This window comes from Sphingomonas sp. NPDC079357, assembly GCF_044901155.1.
Lineage (GTDB): Bacteria > Pseudomonadota > Alphaproteobacteria > Sphingomonadales > Sphingomonadaceae > Sphingomonas.
In genome coordinates this window covers 642,692-664,420 of record NZ_JBJDOM010000001.1, presented here as the reverse complement: position 1 = coordinate 664,420, position 21,729 = coordinate 642,692, and the positions used below count along the sequence as shown (strand labels likewise).

The 21,729-nt window shown below is 68.5% G+C and carries 15 protein-coding genes; 4 read left to right on the top strand and 11 right to left on the bottom strand.

The window, feature by feature from the left end; all coding sequences use genetic code 11:
• Positions 1-19 precede the first annotated feature (19 nt).
• Positions 20-556, bottom strand: a complete 537-nt coding sequence (locus ACI2JO_RS03105; protein WP_404719281.1) for a (2Fe-2S)-binding protein — start codon at positions 554-556, stop codon at positions 20-22.
• Between the two features lie 46 nt (positions 557-602).
• Positions 603-959: a PilZ domain-containing protein gene (locus ACI2JO_RS03100; RefSeq protein ID WP_404719280.1), complete on the bottom strand. Its 357-nt coding sequence runs from the start codon at positions 957-959 to the stop codon at positions 603-605.
• Positions 960-1,098: 139 nt separating this feature from the next.
• On the opposite strand from ACI2JO_RS03100, the gene ACI2JO_RS03095 reads away from it, so the two are divergent.
• Positions 1,099-3,231: a histidine kinase dimerization/phosphoacceptor domain -containing protein gene (locus tag ACI2JO_RS03095; RefSeq protein WP_404719279.1), complete on the top strand. Its 2,133-nt coding sequence runs from the start codon at positions 1,099-1,101 to the stop codon at positions 3,229-3,231.
• A gap of 85 nt (positions 3,232-3,316) precedes the next feature.
• On the opposite strand, the gene ACI2JO_RS03090 is transcribed toward ACI2JO_RS03095, so the two are convergent.
• From ACI2JO_RS03090 to ACI2JO_RS03075, 4 genes are read right to left on the bottom strand one after another with little or no spacing between them, the layout of a single operon-like run.
• Positions 3,317-3,826 (bottom strand): biliverdin-producing heme oxygenase, encoded by a 510-nt coding sequence (locus ACI2JO_RS03090; RefSeq protein WP_404719278.1) that lies wholly within the window; start codon positions 3,824-3,826, stop codon positions 3,317-3,319.
• A gap of 13 nt (positions 3,827-3,839) precedes the next feature.
• The gene (locus tag ACI2JO_RS03085) at positions 3,840-5,072 is read right to left on the bottom strand and encodes a M20 family metallopeptidase (protein ID WP_404719277.1); all 1,233 of its coding nucleotides are present in this window, start codon (positions 5,070-5,072) and stop codon (positions 3,840-3,842) included.
• Between the two features lie 52 nt (positions 5,073-5,124).
• A complete protein-coding gene (locus ACI2JO_RS03080) occupies positions 5,125-5,727 on the bottom strand; it encodes a peptidylprolyl isomerase (protein WP_404719276.1) in 603 nt (200 codons plus the stop codon).
• Positions 5,724-6,245, bottom strand: a complete 522-nt coding sequence (locus ACI2JO_RS03075; RefSeq protein WP_404719275.1) for a hypothetical protein — start codon at positions 6,243-6,245, stop codon at positions 5,724-5,726. Before ACI2JO_RS03075 ends, ACI2JO_RS03080 begins: the two co-directional genes overlap by 4 nt.
• A gap of 145 nt (positions 6,246-6,390) precedes the next feature.
• Here ACI2JO_RS03075 and ACI2JO_RS03070 point away from each other — a divergent pair, with 145 nt between their 5' ends.
• Positions 6,391-6,729 carry a phasin family protein gene (locus ACI2JO_RS03070; RefSeq protein WP_404719274.1) on the top strand — a complete coding sequence of 113 codons (339 nt, stop codon included), beginning with the start codon at positions 6,391-6,393 and terminating at the stop codon, positions 6,727-6,729.
• Between the two features lie 127 nt (positions 6,730-6,856).
• On the opposite strand, the gene ACI2JO_RS03065 is transcribed toward ACI2JO_RS03070, so the two are convergent.
• The 5 genes from ACI2JO_RS03065 to ACI2JO_RS03045 all read right to left on the bottom strand — a co-directional run bounded on the left by ACI2JO_RS03065 (position 6,857) and on the right by ACI2JO_RS03045 (position 14,951).
• Entirely contained in the window at positions 6,857-8,398 is a 1,542-nt protein-coding gene (locus ACI2JO_RS03065; RefSeq protein WP_404720312.1) for an efflux transporter outer membrane subunit, read from the bottom strand.
• The gene (locus ACI2JO_RS03060) at positions 8,398-11,691 is read right to left on the bottom strand and encodes an efflux RND transporter permease subunit (protein ID WP_404719273.1); all 3,294 of its coding nucleotides are present in this window, start codon (positions 11,689-11,691) and stop codon (positions 8,398-8,400) included. The genes ACI2JO_RS03065 and ACI2JO_RS03060 overlap by 1 nt, the downstream gene beginning before the upstream one ends.
• 6 nt (positions 11,692-11,697) lie before the next feature.
• Entirely contained in the window at positions 11,698-12,912 is a 1,215-nt protein-coding gene (locus tag ACI2JO_RS03055; RefSeq protein ID WP_404719272.1) for an efflux RND transporter periplasmic adaptor subunit, read from the bottom strand.
• 108 nt (positions 12,913-13,020) lie between these two features.
• Positions 13,021-13,788, bottom strand: coding sequence for an enoyl-CoA hydratase/isomerase family protein (locus ACI2JO_RS03050; protein ID WP_404719271.1), 768 nt, complete (start codon positions 13,786-13,788; stop codon positions 13,021-13,023).
• Positions 13,785-14,951, bottom strand: a complete 1,167-nt coding sequence (locus tag ACI2JO_RS03045; protein ID WP_404719270.1) for an acyl-CoA dehydrogenase family protein — start codon at positions 14,949-14,951, stop codon at positions 13,785-13,787. The genes ACI2JO_RS03050 and ACI2JO_RS03045 overlap by 4 nt, the downstream gene beginning before the upstream one ends.
• Before the next feature lie 241 nt (positions 14,952-15,192).
• Between ACI2JO_RS03045 and ACI2JO_RS03040 the strand changes: the two genes are divergently transcribed.
• Together ACI2JO_RS03040 and ACI2JO_RS03035 are read left to right on the top strand one after the other, a co-directional pair.
• Positions 15,193-17,397, top strand: coding sequence for an autotransporter assembly complex family protein (locus ACI2JO_RS03040; RefSeq protein WP_404719269.1), 2,205 nt, complete (start codon positions 15,193-15,195; stop codon positions 17,395-17,397).
• Positions 17,397-21,626, top strand: coding sequence for a translocation/assembly module TamB domain-containing protein (locus ACI2JO_RS03035; RefSeq protein WP_404719268.1), 4,230 nt, complete (start codon positions 17,397-17,399; stop codon positions 21,624-21,626). Before ACI2JO_RS03040 ends, ACI2JO_RS03035 begins: the two co-directional genes overlap by 1 nt.
• The last annotated feature ends 103 nt before the right edge of the window (positions 21,627-21,729 follow it).

Sequence of the window (21,729 nt, the reverse complement as noted above, 5' to 3'; positions counted from 1 at the left end):
GCGGGGATATCTGCCGCTGCTATTTCGGATCGAGGGCGGGCACGCGCCGCGCGGCTTCGGCCGGGTCGATCCCCGGGCGCGGCGCCGCCGGGAGGCGTTCGTCGCCACGGATCGCCCGGCCGGCGCGCTGGATCGCCTCCACCAGTCGCGGATAGATGCCGCAGCGACAGATATTGGTGATCCCGGCCCGGATTGCCGCGTCGGACGGCATCGGGTCTCGCTTCAGCAGCGCGGCGGCGGCCATGGTGATGCCGGGGATGCAATAGCCGCATTGCGGCACATTCCCTGCGATCAGCGCGAGTTGAACGGGGTGCGCCCGCTCGCGTGACAGTCCCTCGATCGTCGTGACGAACGTTCCCTCGACCTCGCGCAGCGCCACCTGGCAGGCGCGCACCGCCTTGCCGTCGATGTCGACGGTGCAGGCCCAGCAGCTTCCCGTGCCGCACCCATATTTGGTCCCGGTCAGATTGGAGCCGTCACGCAACGCCCACAAGAGCGGCGTATCGGACGCCATGCGATATTCAACGGCCTCGTTGTTGACGGTCAGGCGGGTCATGCCGCGGGCCTATCGCGCGCGCGGCGGCGCAACAAGTCGGGAGGGTTCAGCCGTCGCGGCGGCGATAGGCGTGATGGAGGTTGTTGATCCAGCCCGCGCTCGCCTTCGGTCCGGTCGCGCCGCGATCGCGTGGCTTGCGCGCCTCGGCAAGGTCGATCGCGCCCCTGGTGAAATGCAGCCCGGCCAGGGTCGCCGAGGTCCACATCACCTCCGCGGGCAGCTCGGACAGCGATCCCATCGTCACGTCAATAAGATCGCCCGTCGTCAGCTCGCCCGGATTGTCGATGCAGGCGCCGGTGACCGAAAGATTGCGCACGCGCGCCTCCACCGACCGGTCGCGATGGTCGATGCGCGCATAGAGGATGACGCTGCTGCGCGGTTCACGGGGAGGAGAGTCGGACATCAGGCCGTCCGTTTACCCGGCGCATGGCAAACAAGCGGTTAAAGGCGCGGTCCTGTCCTGCATGAACAATCCCGGTTTAATCGCTTAATCTGCGTAAGAGCGGTTGCCAGCCGCGGCGGCATTGCCATAGTGGCGACAGATGGATCCGCAAACGGCGTCCCCTGACGCGCTTCTTCCGGCGGTTAGTGCCCTGACGCCTTGCGATCGCGAGCCCATTCACCTTTCGGGTGCGATCCAGCCGCACGGCATCATGCTGGTTGCCGATCCGCGCACGATGCGCATCGTCGCCGGGGCAGGGCCGATCGAGGCGGTGCTCGGGACCGAATGGCTGGACGCCGACCTTGCGACGCTGCTGCAGCAGGATGTTTCCGCCTTGAGCGATGCGGCCCCTGGTCCGGGCGGGACCGTGCTGGGGGCGCCGGTCGTGGGGCATGACGTGGCGCTGCATCGTGCCGGGCCGTGGCTGATCGCCGAACTGGAGCCGAGCGAGGCCAGGCCGGGGACGGTCGCCGCCACGCTCGGCTGGCTCGACTCGATTGCCGCGGGGTTCGAGCGTGCGGGAACGCTGCGGATGCTCGCCGACCGCGCGGCGGTGGCGTTCCGGGCGCTGACCGGCTTTGACCGCGTGATGATCTATCGCTTCCTCGATGATGACGCGGGCTGCGTGATCGCCGAGGACCGCGATCCGGCGCTCGGGACGTTCCTACACCACCACTTTCCGGCCAGCGACATTCCCCGCCAGGCCCGCGCGCTCTATGTCCGCAACCGGACGCGCGTGATCCCCGATGTCGGCTATGTTCCCGCGCCGCTGCGCCCGGCGGGGTTCGAACAGGTCGACCTCAGCGACGTCGCGATCCGCAGCGTGTCGCCGGTGCACGTCGAATATCTCCGCAACATGGGGGTTCAGGCCTCTGCGTCGATCTCGATCGTCAAGGACGGTTTGCTGTGGGGACTGGTCGCCTGCCACAATATGACGCCACGCCTGATGCCGCGCAGTGTCCGTGCCGCGGCGGCTGCGATGGCGAGCGCGCTGGCGCGGCAGATCCTCGCCAAGGAAGAAGCCGAGGCCTACCGGGTCCGGCTCGCCCTGCGCAGCGAGGAGGACGCGCTGCGCCCGCTGCTGCAACAAGGCGATCCGTTCCGCGTGCTGGCGGAGCGCGGCGACGAGTTGCGCCGGATGCTCGATGCCGATGGGCTGGTGCTCGTCCGTGATCGCACCGTGACCGCGAGCGGTGTCGCACCGGCCGATGTCGAGGTGCTCGATCTGCTGCGCTGGGCAGCCTTGCGGGAGGACGGTCCGGTCTTTTCGACCCGTGAGCTGGGGAACGATTGGTCGGAGGCCGGCGCGTTCGGGCCGATCACGGGCGTGCTGGCGCTGCGCGTCGACGATCGCCATACGCTGATCTGGCTGCGTGTCGAGCAGATCGAGGAGATCGAATGGGCGGGCAATCCGCACAAGGCGCTCCCCCACGATCCCGACGCGACATTGCATCCGCGTGCGTCGTTCGAATCGTGGCACGAAACGGTGCGCGGACGCGCCCGGCGATGGACGCTGGAGCAGATTGAGGGTGCCAACCGCTTCCGCCGGCTGCTGCGCGAGGCGCGCGCCTCCAACGAACTGCGCCGCCTGAATCAGGAGCTTGAGCGGACTGGCGCGGAGAAGGACTCGTTGCTCGCGCAGAAGGACCTGCTGATGCGCGAGGTGGACCATCGCGTGCAGAACAGCCTGCAGCTCGTCTCCTCGTTCCTTGCGATCCAGGCGCGCGACGCTGGTCCCGGGGTGGTCGCGGACCAACTCCGCGAAGCACGCTCGCGGTTGTCGGCGGTCGCGCTTGTGCACCGTCGCCTCTACCGCGAGGACCAGATCGAGACGATCGATCTCAGCCGCTATCTTGGCGAGCTGATCGAGGACCTGAAGCAATCGCTGGGCGATGAATGGTCGCGGCACATGCTGCTGTCGATCGCGCCGGTGCTGATCCCGACCGACCGCGCGGTCAACATCGGGCTGATCGCCGCCGAGCTGGTCATCAACGCCACCAAATACGCTTATCCCGGTCAGTCGGGCGGGCCGATCGAGATTTCGCTGGAGCAATATCGCAATCGACTGCGGCTGATCGTCGCCGATCAGGGCGTCGGCAAGCAGGGCGGTGGCGAGGGATTCGGCAGCCGGATGATGCGCGCGGTGATCCAGCGCATCGATGGCGAAATGGATTATCTCGACAACGAACCCGGCCTGCGGGCGGTGCTGACGGCACCGATCGAGGCCGCTTAGCTCAGGTGTTGATCGAGAGGGAGCGGCAAGACCAGCCGCTGTTGCTTCGCTGCGCTCGCGATGACGGCAGGCTTATGCTGGACGCTCAGCTCGCCCCAGCCGCGGCGGCGTAGAGCGTGAACGTGGCCAGCGCGCCCGCGATCATCCGCGCCGTCCAGTCGTCGTCCTTGCCCGCCGCCGCTTCGTCCAGCGCGGCGCGGATCGCGCGCCACTGACCGGAGGCATGGATCGCGCCGAGGTACCGGCCCGGCAGCTCAGGCGCCACCTGCCGCGCGAGCAACACACCGCCCAGCCGCGACCCCTCGACGACATAAAGGACGCCCCACAGCGTCGCCTCGTCGTCGCCGGGCGCGAAGGGCAGGGGATCGGGTGAGGCGACGCCCATCGCCGTCAGATCCGACGCCAGCAACGCGGCGCGCGTCGGCAGCGTCCGTGCGAATGGCAGCGCCGCCATCACCCGCTCCGCCGCCGGCACGGCGCGGCCATGCGCGAGCAGAAAGCGTCGGTACGCCGCCGGCGTCGCCAGATCGTGCGCCCCGAATGCGGCGTCGACCGCCTCATGCGCCCCCCCAGTCGCCTCGCGCAGCATCGTCATCGCGGACATCCGATCAGTCCAGCCCGCGCTCCAGGAAACGCTCCGCCACCGCGCAATGCATTGCGACGCCAGTGGCGAGCACGTTTTCCTCGATCGTCATGCGCGTATTGTGGAGCGGCGGGTTGGTGCGCCAGTCGCTGCCCGGCGCGGCGACCCCGACGAACGCCATCGCGCCCGGCACCTCACGCAGCACATAGCTAAAATCCTCGCCACCCATCATTGGTGCCGGCATCGCGGTCCAGCCCGCGCCCCCCGGTACCTCGGACGACAATTCGCGCAGCAGCCGCGTGGCGCGTGCATCGTTGACCGTCACCGGATAGCCTTCGTCGATCGTCGTTTCCGCGACGCAGCCATGCGCGGCGGCGATCCCCTGCGCGATCTGGTGGAACGCCTCGCGCATCGCGGTGCGCGTCGGCTCCGACAAGGTGCGGAGCGTCCCCATCAGCTGCACTTCTTCGGGGATGATATTGTGCGACGATCCGGCGTGGATCTGCGTCATCGTCAGGACCGCCGGATCGGCGACCGGCACGCGTCGCGCGACATGCTGTTGCAGCGCGGTGACGATCGCGCAGGCGACCGGGATCGGATCGATTGCCTCGTGCGGCATCGCCGCATGGCCGCCCTTGCCGCGGATCGTTGCCAGCACCGTATCGGTCGAGGCGAGCATCGCGCCCTCGCGGCCCACGAACATTCCCGCCGGCGCATTGGGGAGAATATGGAGTGCGAACGCAGCCTCCGGACGCGCGACGTCGAGCAAGCCATCGGCGATCATGTGTCGCGCGCCGTGATGCCCTTCCTCGCCGGGCTGGAACATGAAGACGATCGTGCCCGACAATTCGTCGCGGCGCGCGCTCAGCGCTTTGGCCGCGCCGACCAGCATCGCGGTATGCGCGTCATGTCCACAGGCGTGCATCTTGCCGGGGATGGTTGAGGCGAACGGCAGCCCGGTGTCCTCGCTCATCGGCAGCGCATCCATGTCGCCGCGCAACAGCACGGTGCGCCCGTTCGACCCCGCGCCACCGGCCCGCGCGCCGCGCAGTACCGCCACGAACCCGGTGGTGCTGGTGCTGTCGTGGATTTCGAGCGGCAGCCCGGCCAGCGCGGCCTTCGCCTTGGCGGTGGTCAGCGGGCAGTGCAGCCCGACTTCGGGCTCGGCATGGATTGCACGGCGCAGCGCGATGACGTCGGCCAGTTCGGCGGCGCCGATCGCGGTCCAGTCGGTTTGGGTGGCGAGCGTGCTGGTCATGACGGACTCCTTTGGTCACCGCTGTAACCGATCCGTCATCCCGGCGGAAGCGTCAGGGGGCGCGGCGCGCACTGGTGATGCGGATCGCGGGCGCCAGCATCTGCCCCTTCATCGCGCCTTCACCTTGGGTCGGCGAGGTAGGAGAAAGCAGGATCTTGCGGATAACGTCCATCCCTTCCAGAACGCGGCCGAACGCAGCGAAGCCGGGCTGGCCGTCCTTGGCGTCCATTGATGTCAGGTCGCCGACCACCACGAAGAAATCGCCGGTTGCTGTGTTCGGCGCGGCCATCGCCATCGAGATCGTACCGTCGGTGTGGCTGAGCCCGGTCTGCGTGGTCGGCTCGAACCTGATCGGCGGCAACGTGCGCTTGGCGTCGTTGCGCGTGCCGAACTGCACGATCCCGTAGCCGTCCGCTACCTTGACCGCACGATAGAAGGACACGCCGTCCAGCTTCTTCCCGTCGGTATATTTCAGGAAGTTGGCGGCGGTGATCGGTGCGGCCTTCACGTCGACGCCGATCACGATCGGGCCGGCGTCGGTGGTCAGCACGACACGGGTCAGCGTTGTGGGAACGGGGGCGGCCGGCGGCGCGACCGGGGAGGTCGGGGCGAGCTGCGGCGCACCCAGCGCCAATGCGAGGAGCGCCGCGATCATGCCGCACCGCGCGGCGCGGGGGCGATCAGCACCGGCAGCGTGCTCGCCGCCGCGCCGGTCAGTTGCAGGACGTAGCGGCCGGGTGCGAGGCGATAATCGACGATCTTTCGGATCCCGCTGCATGCCGGGCCGTGGCTGTGCGCGGTGGAGGGCAAGGCACGGCCGCCACGCACGACCTCGATCCAGGCGGGTGCGCCGAGCGCGATCCGGTAGGTGCCGGGCCGCGTCACCTGGAACAGCGCCATCCCGGCGTTGGTCCCCGCGGTCAGATCGCGGCCTGGGGGCGCGACGGGCGCCAGCCGGTCGAGTGGCACCAGCCGCAGCTCGGCGGCGCGCCCGACCGCGATCACCGGCGCATGGCGCGTCGCCGCTCCTGCCTCCAGCGCGACCCGCGTGCTCCAGCTCTCGAACCCGATTGGCAGTGCCGGGCGGACCGTGGTGCACGACGGCTCGGGCGTGGGCAGATCCTGCGCGAGGAAGGGCGCTGACGCGAGCAGCAGGGACAAGGCGAACGACATTTACGGGCTCCAGGGTATCCGGACTCCATACCGCCCCCGAAGCGTCGCCACCAGCCCGGCAATCGCCCGTCCATGGCAACCAACCACCGGCTTGCCGGGTTCAGCCCGAACGTGCAGCCTGACCCAATTCGAAGGGAGAGCAACGATGACCGATCAACGCAATGACATGGGGGGCGCAGCCGCCGACGCGGCGCAGCAGGCGACCGACCGCATCCGCGCCTCCGGGCAGCATATGATGGAAAGCGGCCAGACGATCAGCACGAAAATCCTCGATCAGGTCGAGGCGAACACGCAGGAAGCGTTCGCCGCGATGCGCGCCGCGGCACAGGCCAAGGACCTATCCCAGGTGATGCAGATCCAAAGCGATTTCCTGCGCAGTCAGGGCCAGCGCTCGATGGAGCAGGCGCGTGAGATCGGGCAGCTCATCATGCAGTTCGGCCGCGCGGCGGTGTCGCCGGGTAGCGGGAACGGGTCGAACGATTAATCCTGAAGGGCGAACGGTGTGACAATCAACCACCGTTCGCCCCGAGCTTGTCGAAGGGCGCGCGACGCGGCACGTGTTCGACCGGCGCCGCACGAACGGCGGGACCGGGTGAGTACCGGAATCCGTCTCAGGGGCGCGTGATGTTGGCCTCGCCACCCACTGGCCGCGGCCCTTGATCGGTCACGTCGAGCAGCGAATCGCCCCCGAGCGTCCGATACAGCGTCACCAGATTGGTCGCCCGCACCAGTTGCGTCTGCACCAGCGTCCGCTGTGCCGAATACAATTGCCGCTGCGCATCGAGCGACGTCAAATAGGTATCGATCCCGCCGCGATAGCGCGCATTGGTGAGGTTCAGCGTGTCGACCGCAGCGGTATAGAAACGCTGGTTCGCCGCAAGCTGATCGGTGATCGTCCCGCGTCGTGCGAGCGCGTCGGACACCTCACGGAAGGCACTCTGGATGGTCAGCTCGTAATTCGCGAGCGCCGCGTCGCGCTGCGCCACGCTATAATCGACGGTCGCGCGTCCGGCACCGGCGCGGAAGATCGGGTAGCTGGCGTTGGGTGCCACCGACCAGTTGAAGGCATCGCCCGAGAACAGGGTGCGCAGCGCGGTACTCGCAAAGCCGACCAGCCCGGTGAGCGAAATGCGCGGGAACAGCGCCGCACGCGCCGCGCCGATTTCGGCATTGAAGGCGCGCAGTGAATATTCCGCCTGTACCACATCGGGACGGCGCAGCAGCACGCCCGAGTCGATGCCGGCGGGCAGTTCGCCGATCGTCTGCGCGGCCTGCTCGATCCCGGCGGGCAATTGCGCCGCGTCGATCGGGGCCCCGACCAGCAACTGCAGCGCGTTGACATCCTGCGCCAGCAGGGTGCGCTGCTCGGCGAGGTCGGCCTCGGCGGTAGCGAGGATCTGTTCGGCCTGCCGCACGTCGGTGCGCGGCGAGACGCCGCCCTGCCGGCGCGCATCGGTCAGCCGCACGCTGGCACGCGCCGCGACCGCGGTCTGCTCCGCGACGGTCAGCAGGCTCTTGTCCGCGGCGTAATTGAGCCACGCGCTGGCGATGTCACCGATCAACGTCAACCGCGTCGCGCGCGCCGCCGCTTCCTGCGCGAAATAGCGCGACAGCGCCGCACCGGTCAGCGAGCGGACGCGCCCGAACAGGTCGATCTCGAACGCGGTAACGCCGAGCTGCGCCTGAAAGGTGCTGTTCGCGCCGGACACCACGGTTGTCGTGCCGGTGCCAGTTCCACCGGTCCCGGTACCGCCGGTCCCCGTACCGCCCGTGCCCGTGCCGCCGGTGTTGACGCCGGTGTTCACCCCCGACCGGCTGTTCTGGCGATAGCTGTAGGCGCCGGTCGCGTTGAGCTGCGGAAACAGATCGGCACGCTGGATGCGATATTGCGCGCGCGTCGCCTCGATATTGGCGACCGCGACGCGCAGGTCGCGATTGTTGACCAACGCCTGATCGATCAACGCCTGCAACCGCGCGTCGCGGAAGATGTCGCGATAGGTGACGCTGGGCAGCGCCGCCTCGCTCTGGCGCAGGTAGGCGTCGCCGACCGGCCATGACGTCGGCACCGGCGGGGCAGGGCGGACGTAGGTTGGCGCAAGCGAGCAGCCCGCAAGCGCAACCGTGGCGGTCAGGGTGGCGAAACGGCGTAACATCATGCCCCTTCCGGTGCGGGCAGCGCGGGCTTGTCGATCGGGCGCGGCAATTGCTTCGGCGCGTCGGGTGCCGCGTGGCCGCCATGGTCGTGCGGCCCGTCGTCGTCGGGGCTTGGATCGGCACCACGCCGCAGCCCCTTCCAGCCATCGCGGAAGCCGCGCCGCACCAGCACGAAGAACAGCGGAATGTAGAAGATCGCCAGCACCGTTGCGGTGATCATCCCGCCGATCACCGACGTGCCGATCGCGATCCGGCTGTTCGCGCCCGCACCGGTCGAGATCGCCAGCGGCAGCACGCCGAAGATGAACGCGAGGCTGGTCATCAGGATCGGCCGCAATCGGATCCGCGCCGCCGACAGGGCGGCGTCGATGACGCGCTTGCCCTTCTTCTCTTCCTGCTCGGCGAATTCGATCATCAGGATCGCGTTCTTGGCCGCCAGCCCCATCGTCGTCAGCAGGCCGATCTGGAGATAGACGTCGTTGACCAGCCCGCGCAGCGTCGTGAACAGGATCGCGCCGATCAGCCCGAGCGGAATCACCAGCAACACCGCGAACGGGATTGACCAGCTTTCGTACAGCGCGGCGAGGCACAGGAAGACGACGAGGATCGACAGCCCGTACAGCAACGGTGCCTGTCCCGACGAGAGCCGCTCCTGGAACGACAGCCCCGCCCATGACACGCTGGTGCCCGGCACCTGCCCCGCCAGTTCCTCGATCCGCGTCATCGCGTCGCCCGAGCTTTTGCCCGCGGCGGCCGCGCCCTGGAATTCGTAGGATGGGATGCCGTTGAAGCGTGACAGCGTCACCGGCGCCTGGCTCCACCCGATCTGGGCGAAGGCCGCGAACGGCACCATCTGTCCGTTCGATCCGCGCACGAACCACTGGTTCAGATCGGTGGGTGCGGCGCGGTACGGCGCATCGCCCTGCACGAACACGCGCTTGACGCGCCCGCGATCGACGAAGTCGTTGACGTAGCGACCGCCCCATGCGGTCGACAGCGTCGTGTTGACGTCGGCTTGCGTCAGCCCGAGCGCGGCGAGCTTCTGCTGGTCGATGTCGATCTTGAGCGTCGGCGTATCCGGCAATTCGGTCAGCCGCACCGACGCCAGTGCGGGATCGCCATTGGCGGCGGCGAGCAATTTGTCCTTAGCGGCGGCGAATTGCTCCTGGGTCAGCCCGCCGGAATTCTGCAATTCCATCGTGAAGCCGTTCGACTGGCCCAGCCCGCGCACCGCCGGCGGCACCAGCGCGAAGACGCGCGCGTCACGCAGCCCCCGAAACGCCGCCGAAGCGCGCGCGACGATCGAATCGGCGGTGTTCTGCTTGCCCTTACGATCATCCCACGGCGCCAGGTTCACGAAGCCCTGGCCGGTGTTCTGCCCGCTCGCCCCGCCGCCACCGCCGCCGCTGACCGTGAACATCGTGCGGACGTTCTTGCCCTCGCTGGTGGCGAGATAATCCTCGACCTGATGCTGCACGTCCTCGGTCCGCGAACGCGTCGCGCCGGCTGGCAGCTGGAATTGCACGATCGCCGCGCCCTGATCCTCGGTCGGCAGGAAGCCGGTCGGCATCCGCAGGAACAGTACCGCCAACAACGCGACCGTCAGCAAATAGATCAGCAGGAACAGCGCCTTGCGGTCGATCACCCGCCGCACGCCCGCGACGTAGCGCGCGACGCCGCGATCGAAGGTGTTGTTGAACCCGTCGCGTGCGCGCTCCAGCCCGTGCGCGACGCGCGGGAACTTGCGGCCGATCCAGCTTTCCTCGATCGGGTCGCCATGCTGGTCGTGCGTCTGCTTGAGCAAGGTCGCGGTCAGGGCGGGCGACAGGATCACCGCGACCAGCACCGACAGCACCATCGCCGACACGATCGTCAGCGAGAACTGGCGGTAGATCACCCCGGTCGACCCGCCGAAGAACGCCATCGGCATGAACACCGCCGACAGCACCAGCGCGATCGCGACGAGGGCGACCGTAATCTCCTTCATCGATTCGATCGTCGCCTCGCGCGGGGTCATGCCGGGATTTTCCTCCAGCAAGCGCTCGACGTTCTCGACAACGACGATCGCATCGTCGACCAGCAGCCCGATCGCGAGCACCAGCCCGAACAGCGTCAGCGTATTGATCGAGAAGCCCGCGACATAGAAGACCGCAAACGTGCCGAGCAGCACCACCGGTACCGCGATCGCCGGCACCAGTGTCGCGCGCCAGCTTTGCAGGAAGACGAACATGACGATGACGACGAGGATGATCGCCTCGATCAGCGTCTTGACCACTTCCTCGATCGACAGCTTGATGAAGTCGGTCGTGTCGTTGGCGAAGGCGTAGGTGAGGCCGGCGGGGAACGCCTTCGACGCCTGTTCGACCTGCGCCTTGACCAGCTCGGCGGTCTTCAGCGCGTCGGCGCCCGGCGCCAGCAGCACCGCGATGCCCGCGCCCGGGTGGCGGTTGACGCGGCTGAACGCATTGTAGCTCTCCGCGCCCAGCTCGATGCGCGCCACGTCGACGAGGCGGACGGTGCTGCCGTTCTGCTGCGTCTTGAGGATGATCTGCGCGAATTGTGCGGGAGTCTGGAGCCGCGACTGCGCGGTGACGACCGCGTTGAGCATCTGCGTCGACGGGCTCGGCTGTCCGCCGATCTCGCCCGCCGCCACTTCGGTATTCTGGTTCTGGATCGCGGTGATGACGTCGCCCGGCATCAGCTGGAAGCTGTTGAGCCGCGCCGGATCGAGCCAGATGCGCATCGCATATTGCGAGCCGAACACGTTGGTGTCGCCGACACCCTGGATGCGCCCGAGCGGGTCCTGCAGGTTGCTGACCAGATAGTCGGAGACGTCCTGGTTGGTCAGCTTGTCGGTCGTGTCATAGACACCGACGATCAACAGGAAGTCGGGGTTCGACTTGCGGACGACCAGCCCCTGCTGCTGCACCTGCTGCGGCAGGCGGCTCAGCGATTGCTGGACCTGATTCTGGACCTGCACCTGCGCGATGTCGGGATCGGTGCCTTTGTCGAAGGTGGCGGTGATCGTCACCGAGCCGCGGCTCGACGAACTCGACTGGAAGTACAGCAGTCCGTCGATCCCGGTCAGCTGTTGCTCGATGACCTGCGTGACGCTGTTCTGGATCGTCTGGGCGTTCGCGCCGGGGAAGGTGGCGCGGATCGAGACCTGCGGCGGCGCAACGTCGGGATATTGCGCGATCGGCAGCGACAGGATCGCGCCAATCCCGGCCAGCATGACGATGATGGCCAGCACCCATGCGAAGATGGGGCGGTCGATAAAGATGCGGGACATGCCGGCTTAGCCCGCCTTGCCCTGACCGCCGGATTGTTTCTTCATTTCCTCGGGCGAGGGGGCCTTCACCGGTTGCGGCGCATTGGCGGGCACCGCGCGGATCGGCGCGCCGGGGCGCAGGTTGGCGAGGCCTTGCGTGATGATCTTCTCGCCCGGCTTCAGCCCGTCGGTGACCACCCAGTACGCGCCCTGCGTGCGATCGGCCTTGACGTTGCGTTGCTCGGCCTTGCCGTTCGCGCCGACCACGAACAGCGTCGCATTGCCCTTGGCATCGCGGCTGATCGCGGGCTGCGGCACGAGGAAGGCGTTCTTCAGGATCGACTGCGCGAACTCGGCGCGCACGAACATGCCCGGCAGCAACAGGCCCTGCGGGTTGGGGAAGCGCGCGCGCAGCGTTACGGTGCCGGTGCTCGGGTCGACGACGACCTCGGCGAACTCGACCGTGCCTTTCATCCCGTAATCGCTGCCGTCTTCCAGCTTCAGCGTCACCTCGGCGCTCGCGGGCGCAGCGCCGCCGGCCGCCAATGCGCGGCGCAGCGCGAGCAGGTTGGTGCTCGATTGCTGGATATCGACGAAGATCGGGTCGAGCTGCTGGATCGTCGCCAGCGGATCGGCCTGCGTCGCGCTGACCAACGCGCCGACCGTGAACAGCGAGCGCCCGATCCGCCCCGTGATCGGCGCGGGCACGGTGGTGAAGCGCAAATTGACGCGCGCGCTGTCGAGCTGCGCGCTGTTGACGCCGATCTGTGCCGCGGCCTGCCGCTGCTGCGCGACCGCGTCGGTATAATCCTGCGCGCTGATCGCCTCCATCTCGGCGAGCGGCTTGTAGCGGTCGGCACGGATCTTGGCGGCGGCGAACGTCGCCTGCGCGTTGGCGACATTGGCCTGCGCCTGATTGGCGGCGGCGCGGTAAAGCGAGGGGTCGATCTGGTAAAGCGGCTGCCCGCGCTTCACCAGCGCGCCCTCGGTGAAGAAGCGTTTCTGGATGACACCGGTGATCTGCGGTCGGACCTGCGAGCTTTCGTAGGCGACGGTCCGGCCGGGCAGTTCGCTGATTGTCGGCACGGCGGTCGGCTGGACCACGACATAGCCGACCGTCGTCGGACCGCCGCCGCCGGGGCCGCCCGCACCGCCTTTGCCCTTCGCCTGTCCGCTCTCGCTGCCGCACGCGGACAAGGCGAGCGCCGCCGCAAGGCTCGCCAGCCCGGCTGCCGCGCGCATCCGCCGTACCATCAAACGTGTTGTCACTATGTGCCTGTCCGAACCCGAGGGTGTCCCCGGCTAAGCGCTATTTGTCGCAAATGTTTCGCACCGGCGAACATTTATTCGTCAGGTGCGGTGGAATCGTCCCGGTCGCCGCTCGGCAACTGCCCGCAATCCTTCACGAAAATCGTTGGTCTGCATTAGTCGATCCTGCTCGGCACGCTCATGCTCGGTCCGCCCGCGCACCGCCTCGGCCAGCCCGGCGCGCAGCGTCGCGCGGGTCGCCTCGACCGCCAGCGGCGCGTTGGCGGCGATCTCGGCGGCGAACGTCTGCGCTGCGGCGCGCGCATCGGGAGCGATCTGGTCGACCAGCCCGAAGCGCATAGCCTCGTCCGCCTTCACCCGCCGCCCGGTCAGCAGCATCAGGCTGGCGTGCTGCCCGCCGATCACGCGCGGCAAGGTCAGGCTGATCCCGAACCCGGCGTGGAAGCCGAGCGCCACGAAATTGGCGGAGAACTTCGCCTCCGGCGCGGCAACACGGAAGTCGGCGACCAAGGCTAGGCCGAGCCCGGCCCCGACCGCCGCGCCCTGTATCGCTGCGACGATCGGCTTCTTGGCCGAGAACAGCCGGTAGGCGCCACGGTATAGCGCCGGCGTCTCGCTCTCGCCGTGCTCGTCGACCAGCGGCTTGTCACCGGTCAGGTCGGCCCCGCCGCAGAACACGCGCCCCTCGGTCGCGAGCACGACGGCGCGCACCTCGGCATCGGCATCCAGCTCGTCGAGCACATCGGCCAGCGCATGGATCAGCGCGGCATTGACGTGGTTGTGCGGCGGGCGGTCGATCACGACCGTGGCGACATGCCCCTCGCGGGTGACGGACAGATGCTGCTTCATGCGCGGGTTCCCAGAAGGTTGCGGGCCACGACCCAATTGTGGATCTCGGTCGGACCGTCATAGATCCGCATCAGGCGGATGCGCGCCGCCATCTGCGCCAGCGGCAGCTCGCGGGTCATCCCCATCGCGCCGAACGCCTGCATGACATGGTCGAGCACTTCCCACGCCATCTCCAGCGCGAAGCTCTTGAGCATCGACACCTCGGTGCGCGCATCGCGGCCCTGATCAATCTTCCATGCGCAGTCATAGGCCATCAGCCGCGCGGCGTGGATGCGGATCGCGGCATCGGCGACCCAATTCTGCACCGTCTGCCGCTCGCTGAGCGGCTTGCCGAAGGTCGTGCGCTGCGGGGCATAATCGACCAGCATGTCGAGCGCGCGCGCCGCCATCCCGATCGCGTTCGCCGCCATCTCGGCGCGGCGCGTGTTGAGGCGCAGCTGCATCGGCGCGAAGCCTTGCCCCTCGGTGCCGAGCAACTTCCACCCCGGCACGCGGCAGTCGTCCAGCGCCACCTCATAGGTCGTCTCGCCGCCGATCATCGGAATCGGACGCACCACCGAAAAGCCCGGCGCGTCGCGATCGACCAGGAACGCGCTCATTCCGCCCCGCTGGCGCTTTTCCTTGTCGGTGACCGCGATGACGATCGTGAAGTCGGCGCGGTCGGCCTTGGTGATCCAGATCTTGCGGCCGTTGAGCACCCAGTCGTCGCCGTCACGCACCGCGGTCGTCTTCATGCCTGCCGGATCAGAGCCCGCGCCCGGCTCGGAGATGCCGATCGCCGAGATCGTCTCGCCGCGGACATAGGGGGCGAGGTACGCCTCGCGCTGGCGATCGTCGACGGTGGCGGCGAGCATCCGCAGGTTCGGGCTGTCGGGCGGCAGCGTCCATGGCGCGATCGTCCGGCCTAGCGCCTCGTTCACCGCGACCATCGCCACCGCGGGCAGGTCGGTGCCGCCGACATCGGCCGGCGCGTCGAGCCCCCACAATCCCAGATCACGCGAAACACCATCGACCTTCGCGCGCTCGTCGGCGGTCAGCTCCAGCCCGTGCCCGGCGGCATCGCGCTCCAGCAGGCCGTTCTCCAGCGGCACCAGCTCGTCATCGACAAAGCGCCGCACCAGCTCGGCGATCATGCGGTGATCGTCGTCGAGATCGAAATTCATGCGCTCTCCCAGCGTTCGTTACCGCCGGCTCTAAGCGCTTGAGGTGGCGTGCGCCAGCGGTGTCGATGATGGTTCCCCCGACCGTCACCCCGGAGGCAGACAGGTAACGTCGGCGGGCCGTAACGGAATACCGACGTCGCCTGGACCCGAACCGCGCAACCGTTTCGCCGATGGATCGTTGCCGTGGGACGGGAGATCAGAACCGGATTGCCGGACTCTCTCGCGCAAAGGGGCGTTGTTCTTGGTTTCTACGGTTCGTCATTCCCGTCTGCTCCTGGCCAGCGCCGGGATCGCGTTGATCGCCGGACAGGCGCAGGCCCAGATCCAGACGCCGGGCACCGCGCCGGCACAGGGACCGGATGCGCCGCGCGAGACGGCGCCGGCTGCCGATCCGCAGGCCGACGCGCCGATCGTTCCGGATGCCGAGTTCGACAAGGCGCTGCCACCGTTGTCGGGCGACATCAACGCGCCGCTCGAGCCGATGCCCGCCGACACCGCCGCCCCCGCGACCACGCCGGCTGCCGACGCCGCCGCGCAACAGCCGATCACCCCCGGCGTTTTGCCGCCGCCGCCCGCAGTCGATCCCGCGCTCGCCCAACCGCTCGAACCGCTGTCGACGTTCAACACCGAGCCGCTGCGCTCGGTAGCGGACGTCAAGGATGAGGACGCCCCGGACATCCGCTACACCAACGAGGTGCGCGGGCTCGACCCGCTCGGGCTGACCGACGAGTTCAACTCGTTGTCGGCGCTGCGCGAGGGCAAGGGCAAGGCCGACAATGCCACGCAGGTCGCGGCGCGCGGGCGCGAGGACGAACAGCTCGCGGTGCGCTTGATGAAGTCGCTCGGCTATTATGACGCGACCGCGATCTCGACGATCGAGACGGTCCCCGGCGGCGAGCAGAAGATCAAGGCGATCGTCAGCGCGACCCCCGGCCAGCAATACAAGCTCGGCACGATCACCGTGCAGGCGAACCAGACCACGCCGCCCGATCTGGTCCGTCGCGAGCTGCCGCTGCGCACCGGCGACCCGATCGAGGCGTTGCGCGTGCAGGGCGCGGAGGCGAACGTCAGCCTGAAGCTGCCGCAGCAGGGCTATCCCTTCGTCAAGGTCGGCGAGCGCGATATCTTGCTCGACGAGCAGACCGCGCGCGGCGATTATACGCTGCCGGTCGATACCGGCCCGCGCTCGTCGTTCGGGGTGCTGCGCACCGAGGGCGAGCCGGTGTTCGACCTCAAGCACCTCAACGTCTTCCCGCGCTTCGATCAGGGCGAGCTGTACGACAATCGCAAGGCCGACGACCTGCGCGAGGCGCTGGTCGCGACCGGGCTGTTCAACGGCGTCGGGGTGGAGCCGGTCCGCACCGGCACCGTCCTGCCCGATGGTACCGAGCAGGTCGACCTGATGGTCCGCCAGGCCCGTGGTCCCGCCAAGAGCCTTTCGGGCGGCGCGGGCTTCCAGACCGGGCAGGGCGTGACGGTCGAGGGCACGTTCACCAACCGCAACCGCTTCCCGCCCGAGGGCGCGCTGATCCTCGGCGCGATCGCGGGCACCCAGCAGCAGGGCCTGTCGGCGACCTTCCGTCGTCAGAACGCCGGCAAGCGCGACCGCACCGTCACCGTCGTCGCCAGCGCGCTGCGCGCCAATTACGATGCGTTCGAGGCGTTCACCGGCACGTTGTCGGGGCGGATCTCCTACGACTCGACCCCGATCTGGCAGAAGAAGTTCACTTACGCCTATGGCTTCGAGCTGGTCGGCACGAACGAAAGCGTGTTCGACTTCGCTGAGAACGATCGCGTTCGCCGTACCTATGGCGTGCTCGCGCTGCCGGGGCAGGTGCAGTTCGACACCTCCGACAATCTGCTCAACCCGACGCGCGGCTATCGCCTCAAGCTGAGCCTCAGCCCGGAGACGTCGGTGCAGGGATCGGTGCGGCCCTATGGGCGCAGCCTCGTCGAGGCGACCGCTTATTACCCGGTGTCCGACAGTCTGGTGATCGCCGGCCGGGTCCGCGCGGGCAGCATCTTCGGGATCGCGCGCGACGACATCGCACCGTCGCGGCGCTATTACGGCGGGGGCGGCGGCTCGGTGCGCGGCTATGGTTTCCAGCGGCTCGGGCCGCTCGAACCCGAAAGCTCGCTGGTGCCGGGCGACGAGGATCGCGACGAGGTTAAGGACCTGCGCCCGATCGGCGGGCGCAGCCTCAACGAATTCTCGATCGAGGCGCGCTACCGCTTCGGCAATTTCGGGATCGTGCCGTTCATCGACGGCGGCAACACCTATGAGAGCAGCTTGCCGAACGGCAGCGACTTGCGCTTCGGCGCGGGCATCGGCGGACGTTTCTACACCAATTTCGGCCCGATGCGCGTTGACGTGGCGACGCCGCTCAACCCGCGACCCGGCGATGCCAAGGTCGCGCTCTACATTTCGATCGGGCAGGCGTTCTGATGACTGACGAGACGCTGGCGCCGGGCGAGGGCACGATCGTGGTGGAGCGCCGTCCGCTGTGGCTGCGCATCCTGAAGTGGATCGGCATTGCGATCCTCGCGCTGCTGCTGCTGGTGGTCGCGATCGTGCTCGGGATTAACACCGACCCCGGCCGCCGCTTCGTCGCCGACCAGATCGGCGGCTACACCACTGCGTCGGGGCTCAACATTAAGGTCGGGCGCGTCGACGGCTCGCTCTACGGCAAGATGCGGCTCAGCGACGTGCGGGTCAGCGATCCCAAGGGCGTGTTCCTCACCTCGCCACGGCTCGACGTCGACTGGCGCCCGTTCGCGTTCGTCAACAACCATGTCGACGTGCGCTCGGTCTCGAGCCAGCTCATCACGTTGCGCCGCAATCCCGAGCTGAAGCCGTCGACCGAGCCGACCGATCCCAACGCGCCGCTGCTCCCCGATCTCGACATCGACATCAATCGGTTGCAGGTGGCGCGCTTCGTCATGGAGCCGGCGGTATCGGGTGCGCGGCACATCGCGCGCTTCGACGGGCAGGCGCATATTGCCGACCGCCGCGCGCAATTGCAGGTCAATGCGGTGACGCTTCGCGCGCCCGGTGTTGCGGGTGGCGATGTCGCGCGCGTCAAGATCGACGCGGTCCCCGATGACAACAAGCTCGACGTCGATGTGCGGCTCACCGCCCCGGCGGGCGGCATGGTCGCGCAGCTCGGCGGGCTCAAGGCGCCGCTGACCGCGACCGTCACCGGCCGCGGCAGCTGGGCGTCGTGGCAGGGCCGCGCGCTTGCGACGCTCGGCGGCGGGCAGCTTGCCGACCTCGCGCTCACCGCGCGCAATGGCCATTTCGAGGTGCGCGGGCCGACGCGCCCCGGCCTGTATCTCGAAGGTCCAGTCGAGCGACTGACCGCCCCGGCCTTGCAGGTCGCCGCCGACGTGACGCTCGGCGAGCGCAGCGCCGACACGCGCATCAAGCTGACGTCGGACGCGCTGGCGGTCGATGCGGGCGGGATGCTCGACCTCAAGAACAGCCGCTTCGGCAACTTTGCGGTCGACGCCAAATTGCTGACTCCCGGCGCGATTGCTCCCAATCTGCGCGGGCGCGACGTGCTGGCGCGCGTCGTGCTGAACGGCGCGTTCGCGACCCCGACCGTCGACTACAAGATTCACGCCACCTCGCTCGGGTTCGGTGAGATGAGCGTCGAGAATCTGTACGCCGAGGGATTGGCGCGCGTGAACAGCGACCGCATCCTCGTGCCGGTCCATGCGCGTGCGAAGCGGATCGCGGGGCTCAATCCGGCGCTCGGTGGGCTGACCACCAACGCGCGGATCGACGGCGATCTGGCGATCCGGATGCCCAACATCCTGTCGGACAATCTGCGCATCCGCTCCGACACGATTGACGCCACCGCAATCATTGCCGCCAATATGGAGACCGGTCGCTACACCGGCGGGTTGCAGGGGCGCGTCAACAACTTCCGCGTCGACAGTGTCGGTATCCTCAACATTCAGACCGATGCGAAGCTGGTGCCCGGCGCGCGCGGCGGGTTCGGGATCAGCGGCCGCGTTGCGGTGCAGACCAAACAATTGTTCAACGAGGGCGCGCGCAACTTCCTCGGCGGCAATGCGGTGCTCAGCACGCGCTTCGGTTACTCGCCCGAGGGGATCGTTACCTTCGAGAGCCTGAAGATGAATGCGCCGCAGTTCCGCATCACGCGCGGGCAGGGGCGGTTCGATCCGGCGAGCGGCGCGCTGCTGGTCGATGCCGACGCCTATTCGACGCAATATGGCCCGCTGTTCGCGCGCGTCACCGGCTCGGCGACCGCGCCGGTCGTGCGGCTGCGCGCGCCGCGCCCCGGCGTCGGAATCGGGCTCGCCAACCTCGACGCGCGCGTCGTGGGGCGCGGCGGGTCGTACCAGGTCAACGCGACCGGCGGCACCAATTACGGCCCGTTCAACGCCGACGTGCTGGTAACGCCGGGCAAGCAGCTCGCGGTCGACATCCGCCGCGTGCTGTTCGCGGGCGTCCAGTTCGCGGGCCGCGTCGTCCAGACCGCCGCCGGGCCGTTTGCGGGTCAGGTGCGCTTCAACGGGCAGGGGCTGAGCGGCCTCGCCACGCTGGGTGCGCAGGGCAAGTATCAGCGCGCCAGCGTCAACGCGCGTGCGCTCGCCGCGAAGATCCCCGGCGCGGTCGACTTCACGATCGGGCGTGCGCTCATCAATGCCGACGTCGTGCTCTACGACAAGCCGCAGGTCCGCGCCGACGCGCAGATCGCCGACATGCGCTATGGCGCGACGGTGATCGAGGCCGGGCGCGTGCGGGTGAACTACGCCAATGGTTCGGGCACGGCGCAGGCGCTGCTGACCGGTTCGAACAGCGTGCCGTTCCGCCTCGCCGCCAATGCGCGGTTGTCGCCGTCGCAATACCTTGTGGCGCTGCAGGGCGCGGCCAATGGCATCAACTTCCGCACCGCGGCGCCGGCGCGGATCGTGCCCGAGGGCAAGGGCTATCGCCTTGATCCGGCGCGGCTCGATTTCGACAAGGGGTCGATGCGGCTGGCGGGCAAGTTCGGCGGCGGCGCGACGCAGGCGCAGCTGCGGCTCGACCGGCTCGACCTGGCCTTGCTCAACGCGCTCGTCCCCAATCTCGGGCTCGGCGGGCAGGCGACCGGCAGCGTCGACTATGTCCAGCAGGCGGGGCAGTCGTTCCCGACCGCTGATGCGCGCGTCAACATCGCGAACTTCACGCGCTCCAGCCTGACCTCGGTGTCCGAGCCGGTCGACGTCGTCTTCCAGGGCCGGCTGACCAGCGCGGCGGGTGAGGGGCGGGCGCTCATCAAGCGCGGCGGCACCCCGGTCGGTCGGATGGTCGCGACGCTGACGCCGAGCGGCAGCGGCAGCTGGACGACGCGGCTGATGCAGGGGCCGCTGTCGGGCGGGATCCGCTACAACGGGCCGTCGGGCGTGCTGTTCAGCCTCGCCGGGCTCGCCGAGCAGCAATTGTCGGGGCCGATCGCGATCGCGGCGGACTTCGGCGGGACGGTCGGCGCACCGCGCATCAACGGTCTGATCCGCGCCGACAATCTCACCTATACCAACGAGACCTATGGCACGCGCCTGACCAACATGCGGATTGCTGCGCGTTTCAACAACGACCGGCTGGAGCTGTCGCAGCTTCAGGCGCGCGCGGGTGACGGCACGGTGCAGGCGCAGGGCAATGTCAGCCTCGCCGCGGCGCAGGGTTTCCCGCTCGACGTCCGGGTTGCGATGCGCAATGCGCGGCTGGCGAAGTCCGACGCGCTCGGCGCGACCGCGACCGGCGACATCCGCATCCAGAACAACGCCAATGGCGGGCTGATCTCGGGCGATATCCTCGTGCCGAACGCGCGCTACGAGATCATCCGCCAGGGTGCTGCCGAGGTGCCCGAGCTGACCGGCATCCGCCGCAAGAGCGACACACCGCGGCCTGCAAAGTCGACCGACCGGCCGGCCGCCCCGGCGGTGGGGCTGTTCAAGCTCGACTTGCGCGTCCACGCCGACAACCAGCTGTTCGTCTCGGGCATGGGGCTGGAGAGCGAATGGTCGATGGACCTGCGGATCGGCGGCACCAGCGCGGCGCCGACGGTCGGCGGCGGGCTGGATCTGGTGCGCGGCACCTATTCGTTCGCGGGCAAGCGCTTCGAGGTGTCGCGCGGGCAGGTGCGCTTCCGCGGCGGCGCGGCGCTCACCGATCCGGACATCAACATCCTCGCCACCACCAGCAACGATGGCGTGACGTTCAACATCAACATCACCGGCACCGGGCAGCGTCCGCAGATCGCCTTCACCTCGACCCCGTCCTTGCCGCAGGACGAGGTGCTCAGCCGCCTGCTCTTCGGTACCAACCCGGAGAACCTGTCCGCGACCGAGGCGCTGCAACTCGCGTCGGCGCTCAACTCGCTGCGCGGGTCGGGCGGCGGGCTCAACCCGCTCGGCAAGCTGCGCTCGGCGACCGGCTTCGACCGGCTGCGCATCCTTGGCGCCGACGAGGCGAGCGGGCGCGGCTCGGCGCTGGCCGCGGGCAAGTATCTGACCAACGACATCTATATCGAGATCGTCACCGATGCCCGCGGCTTCACCGCCACCCAGCTGACGATCGCGCTGACCAAATCGATCAGCCTGTTGTCGCAGGCCGGCTCGTTCGGCGGCTCAAACGTCCAGCTCCGCTACTCACGCGACTGGTAAGGCGGGCGAAATGTGGCGTCGCCCCGGATACGATCCGGGGCTCGCTTCCTGCTCGCGAAAAACGTGACGAAGAACGTCGGATCCCGTCCTGGATGACGTCAGC

Excerpts from the sequence above, each read along its gene's own strand:
- ACI2JO_RS03100 (WP_404719280.1), bottom strand. The coding sequence starts at position 959 with ATGTCCGACTCTCCTCCCCGTGAACCGCGCAGCAGCGTCATCCTCTAT.
- ACI2JO_RS03090 (WP_404719278.1), bottom strand. The coding sequence starts at position 3,826 with ATGACGATGCTGCGCGAGGCGACTGGGGGGGCGCATGAGGCGGTCGAC.
- ACI2JO_RS03080 (WP_404719276.1), bottom strand. The coding sequence starts at position 5,727 with ATGATCGCGGCGCTCCTCGCATTGGCGCTGGGTGCGCCGCAGCTCGCC.
- ACI2JO_RS03070 (WP_404719274.1), top strand. The coding sequence starts at position 6,391 with ATGACCGATCAACGCAATGACATGGGGGGCGCAGCCGCCGACGCGGCG.
- ACI2JO_RS03095 (WP_404719279.1), top strand. The coding sequence starts at position 1,099 with ATGGATCCGCAAACGGCGTCCCCTGACGCGCTTCTTCCGGCGGTTAGT.
- ACI2JO_RS03085 (WP_404719277.1), bottom strand. The coding sequence starts at position 5,072 with ATGACCAGCACGCTCGCCACCCAAACCGACTGGACCGCGATCGGCGCC.
- ACI2JO_RS03065 (WP_404720312.1), bottom strand. The coding sequence starts at position 8,398 with ATGTTACGCCGTTTCGCCACCCTGACCGCCACGGTTGCGCTTGCGGGC.
- ACI2JO_RS03060 (WP_404719273.1), bottom strand. The coding sequence starts at position 11,691 with ATGTCCCGCATCTTTATCGACCGCCCCATCTTCGCATGGGTGCTGGCC.
- ACI2JO_RS03050 (WP_404719271.1), bottom strand. The coding sequence starts at position 13,788 with ATGAAGCAGCATCTGTCCGTCACCCGCGAGGGGCATGTCGCCACGGTC.
- ACI2JO_RS03035 (WP_404719268.1), top strand. The coding sequence starts at position 17,397 with ATGACTGACGAGACGCTGGCGCCGGGCGAGGGCACGATCGTGGTGGAG.
- ACI2JO_RS03045 (WP_404719270.1), bottom strand. The coding sequence starts at position 14,951 with ATGAATTTCGATCTCGACGACGATCACCGCATGATCGCCGAGCTGGTG.
- ACI2JO_RS03075 (WP_404719275.1), bottom strand. The coding sequence starts at position 6,245 with ATGTCGTTCGCCTTGTCCCTGCTGCTCGCGTCAGCGCCCTTCCTCGCG.
- ACI2JO_RS03055 (WP_404719272.1), bottom strand. The coding sequence starts at position 12,912 with ATGCGCGCGGCAGCCGGGCTGGCGAGCCTTGCGGCGGCGCTCGCCTTG.
- ACI2JO_RS03105 (WP_404719281.1), bottom strand. The coding sequence starts at position 556 with ATGACCCGCCTGACCGTCAACAACGAGGCCGTTGAATATCGCATGGCG.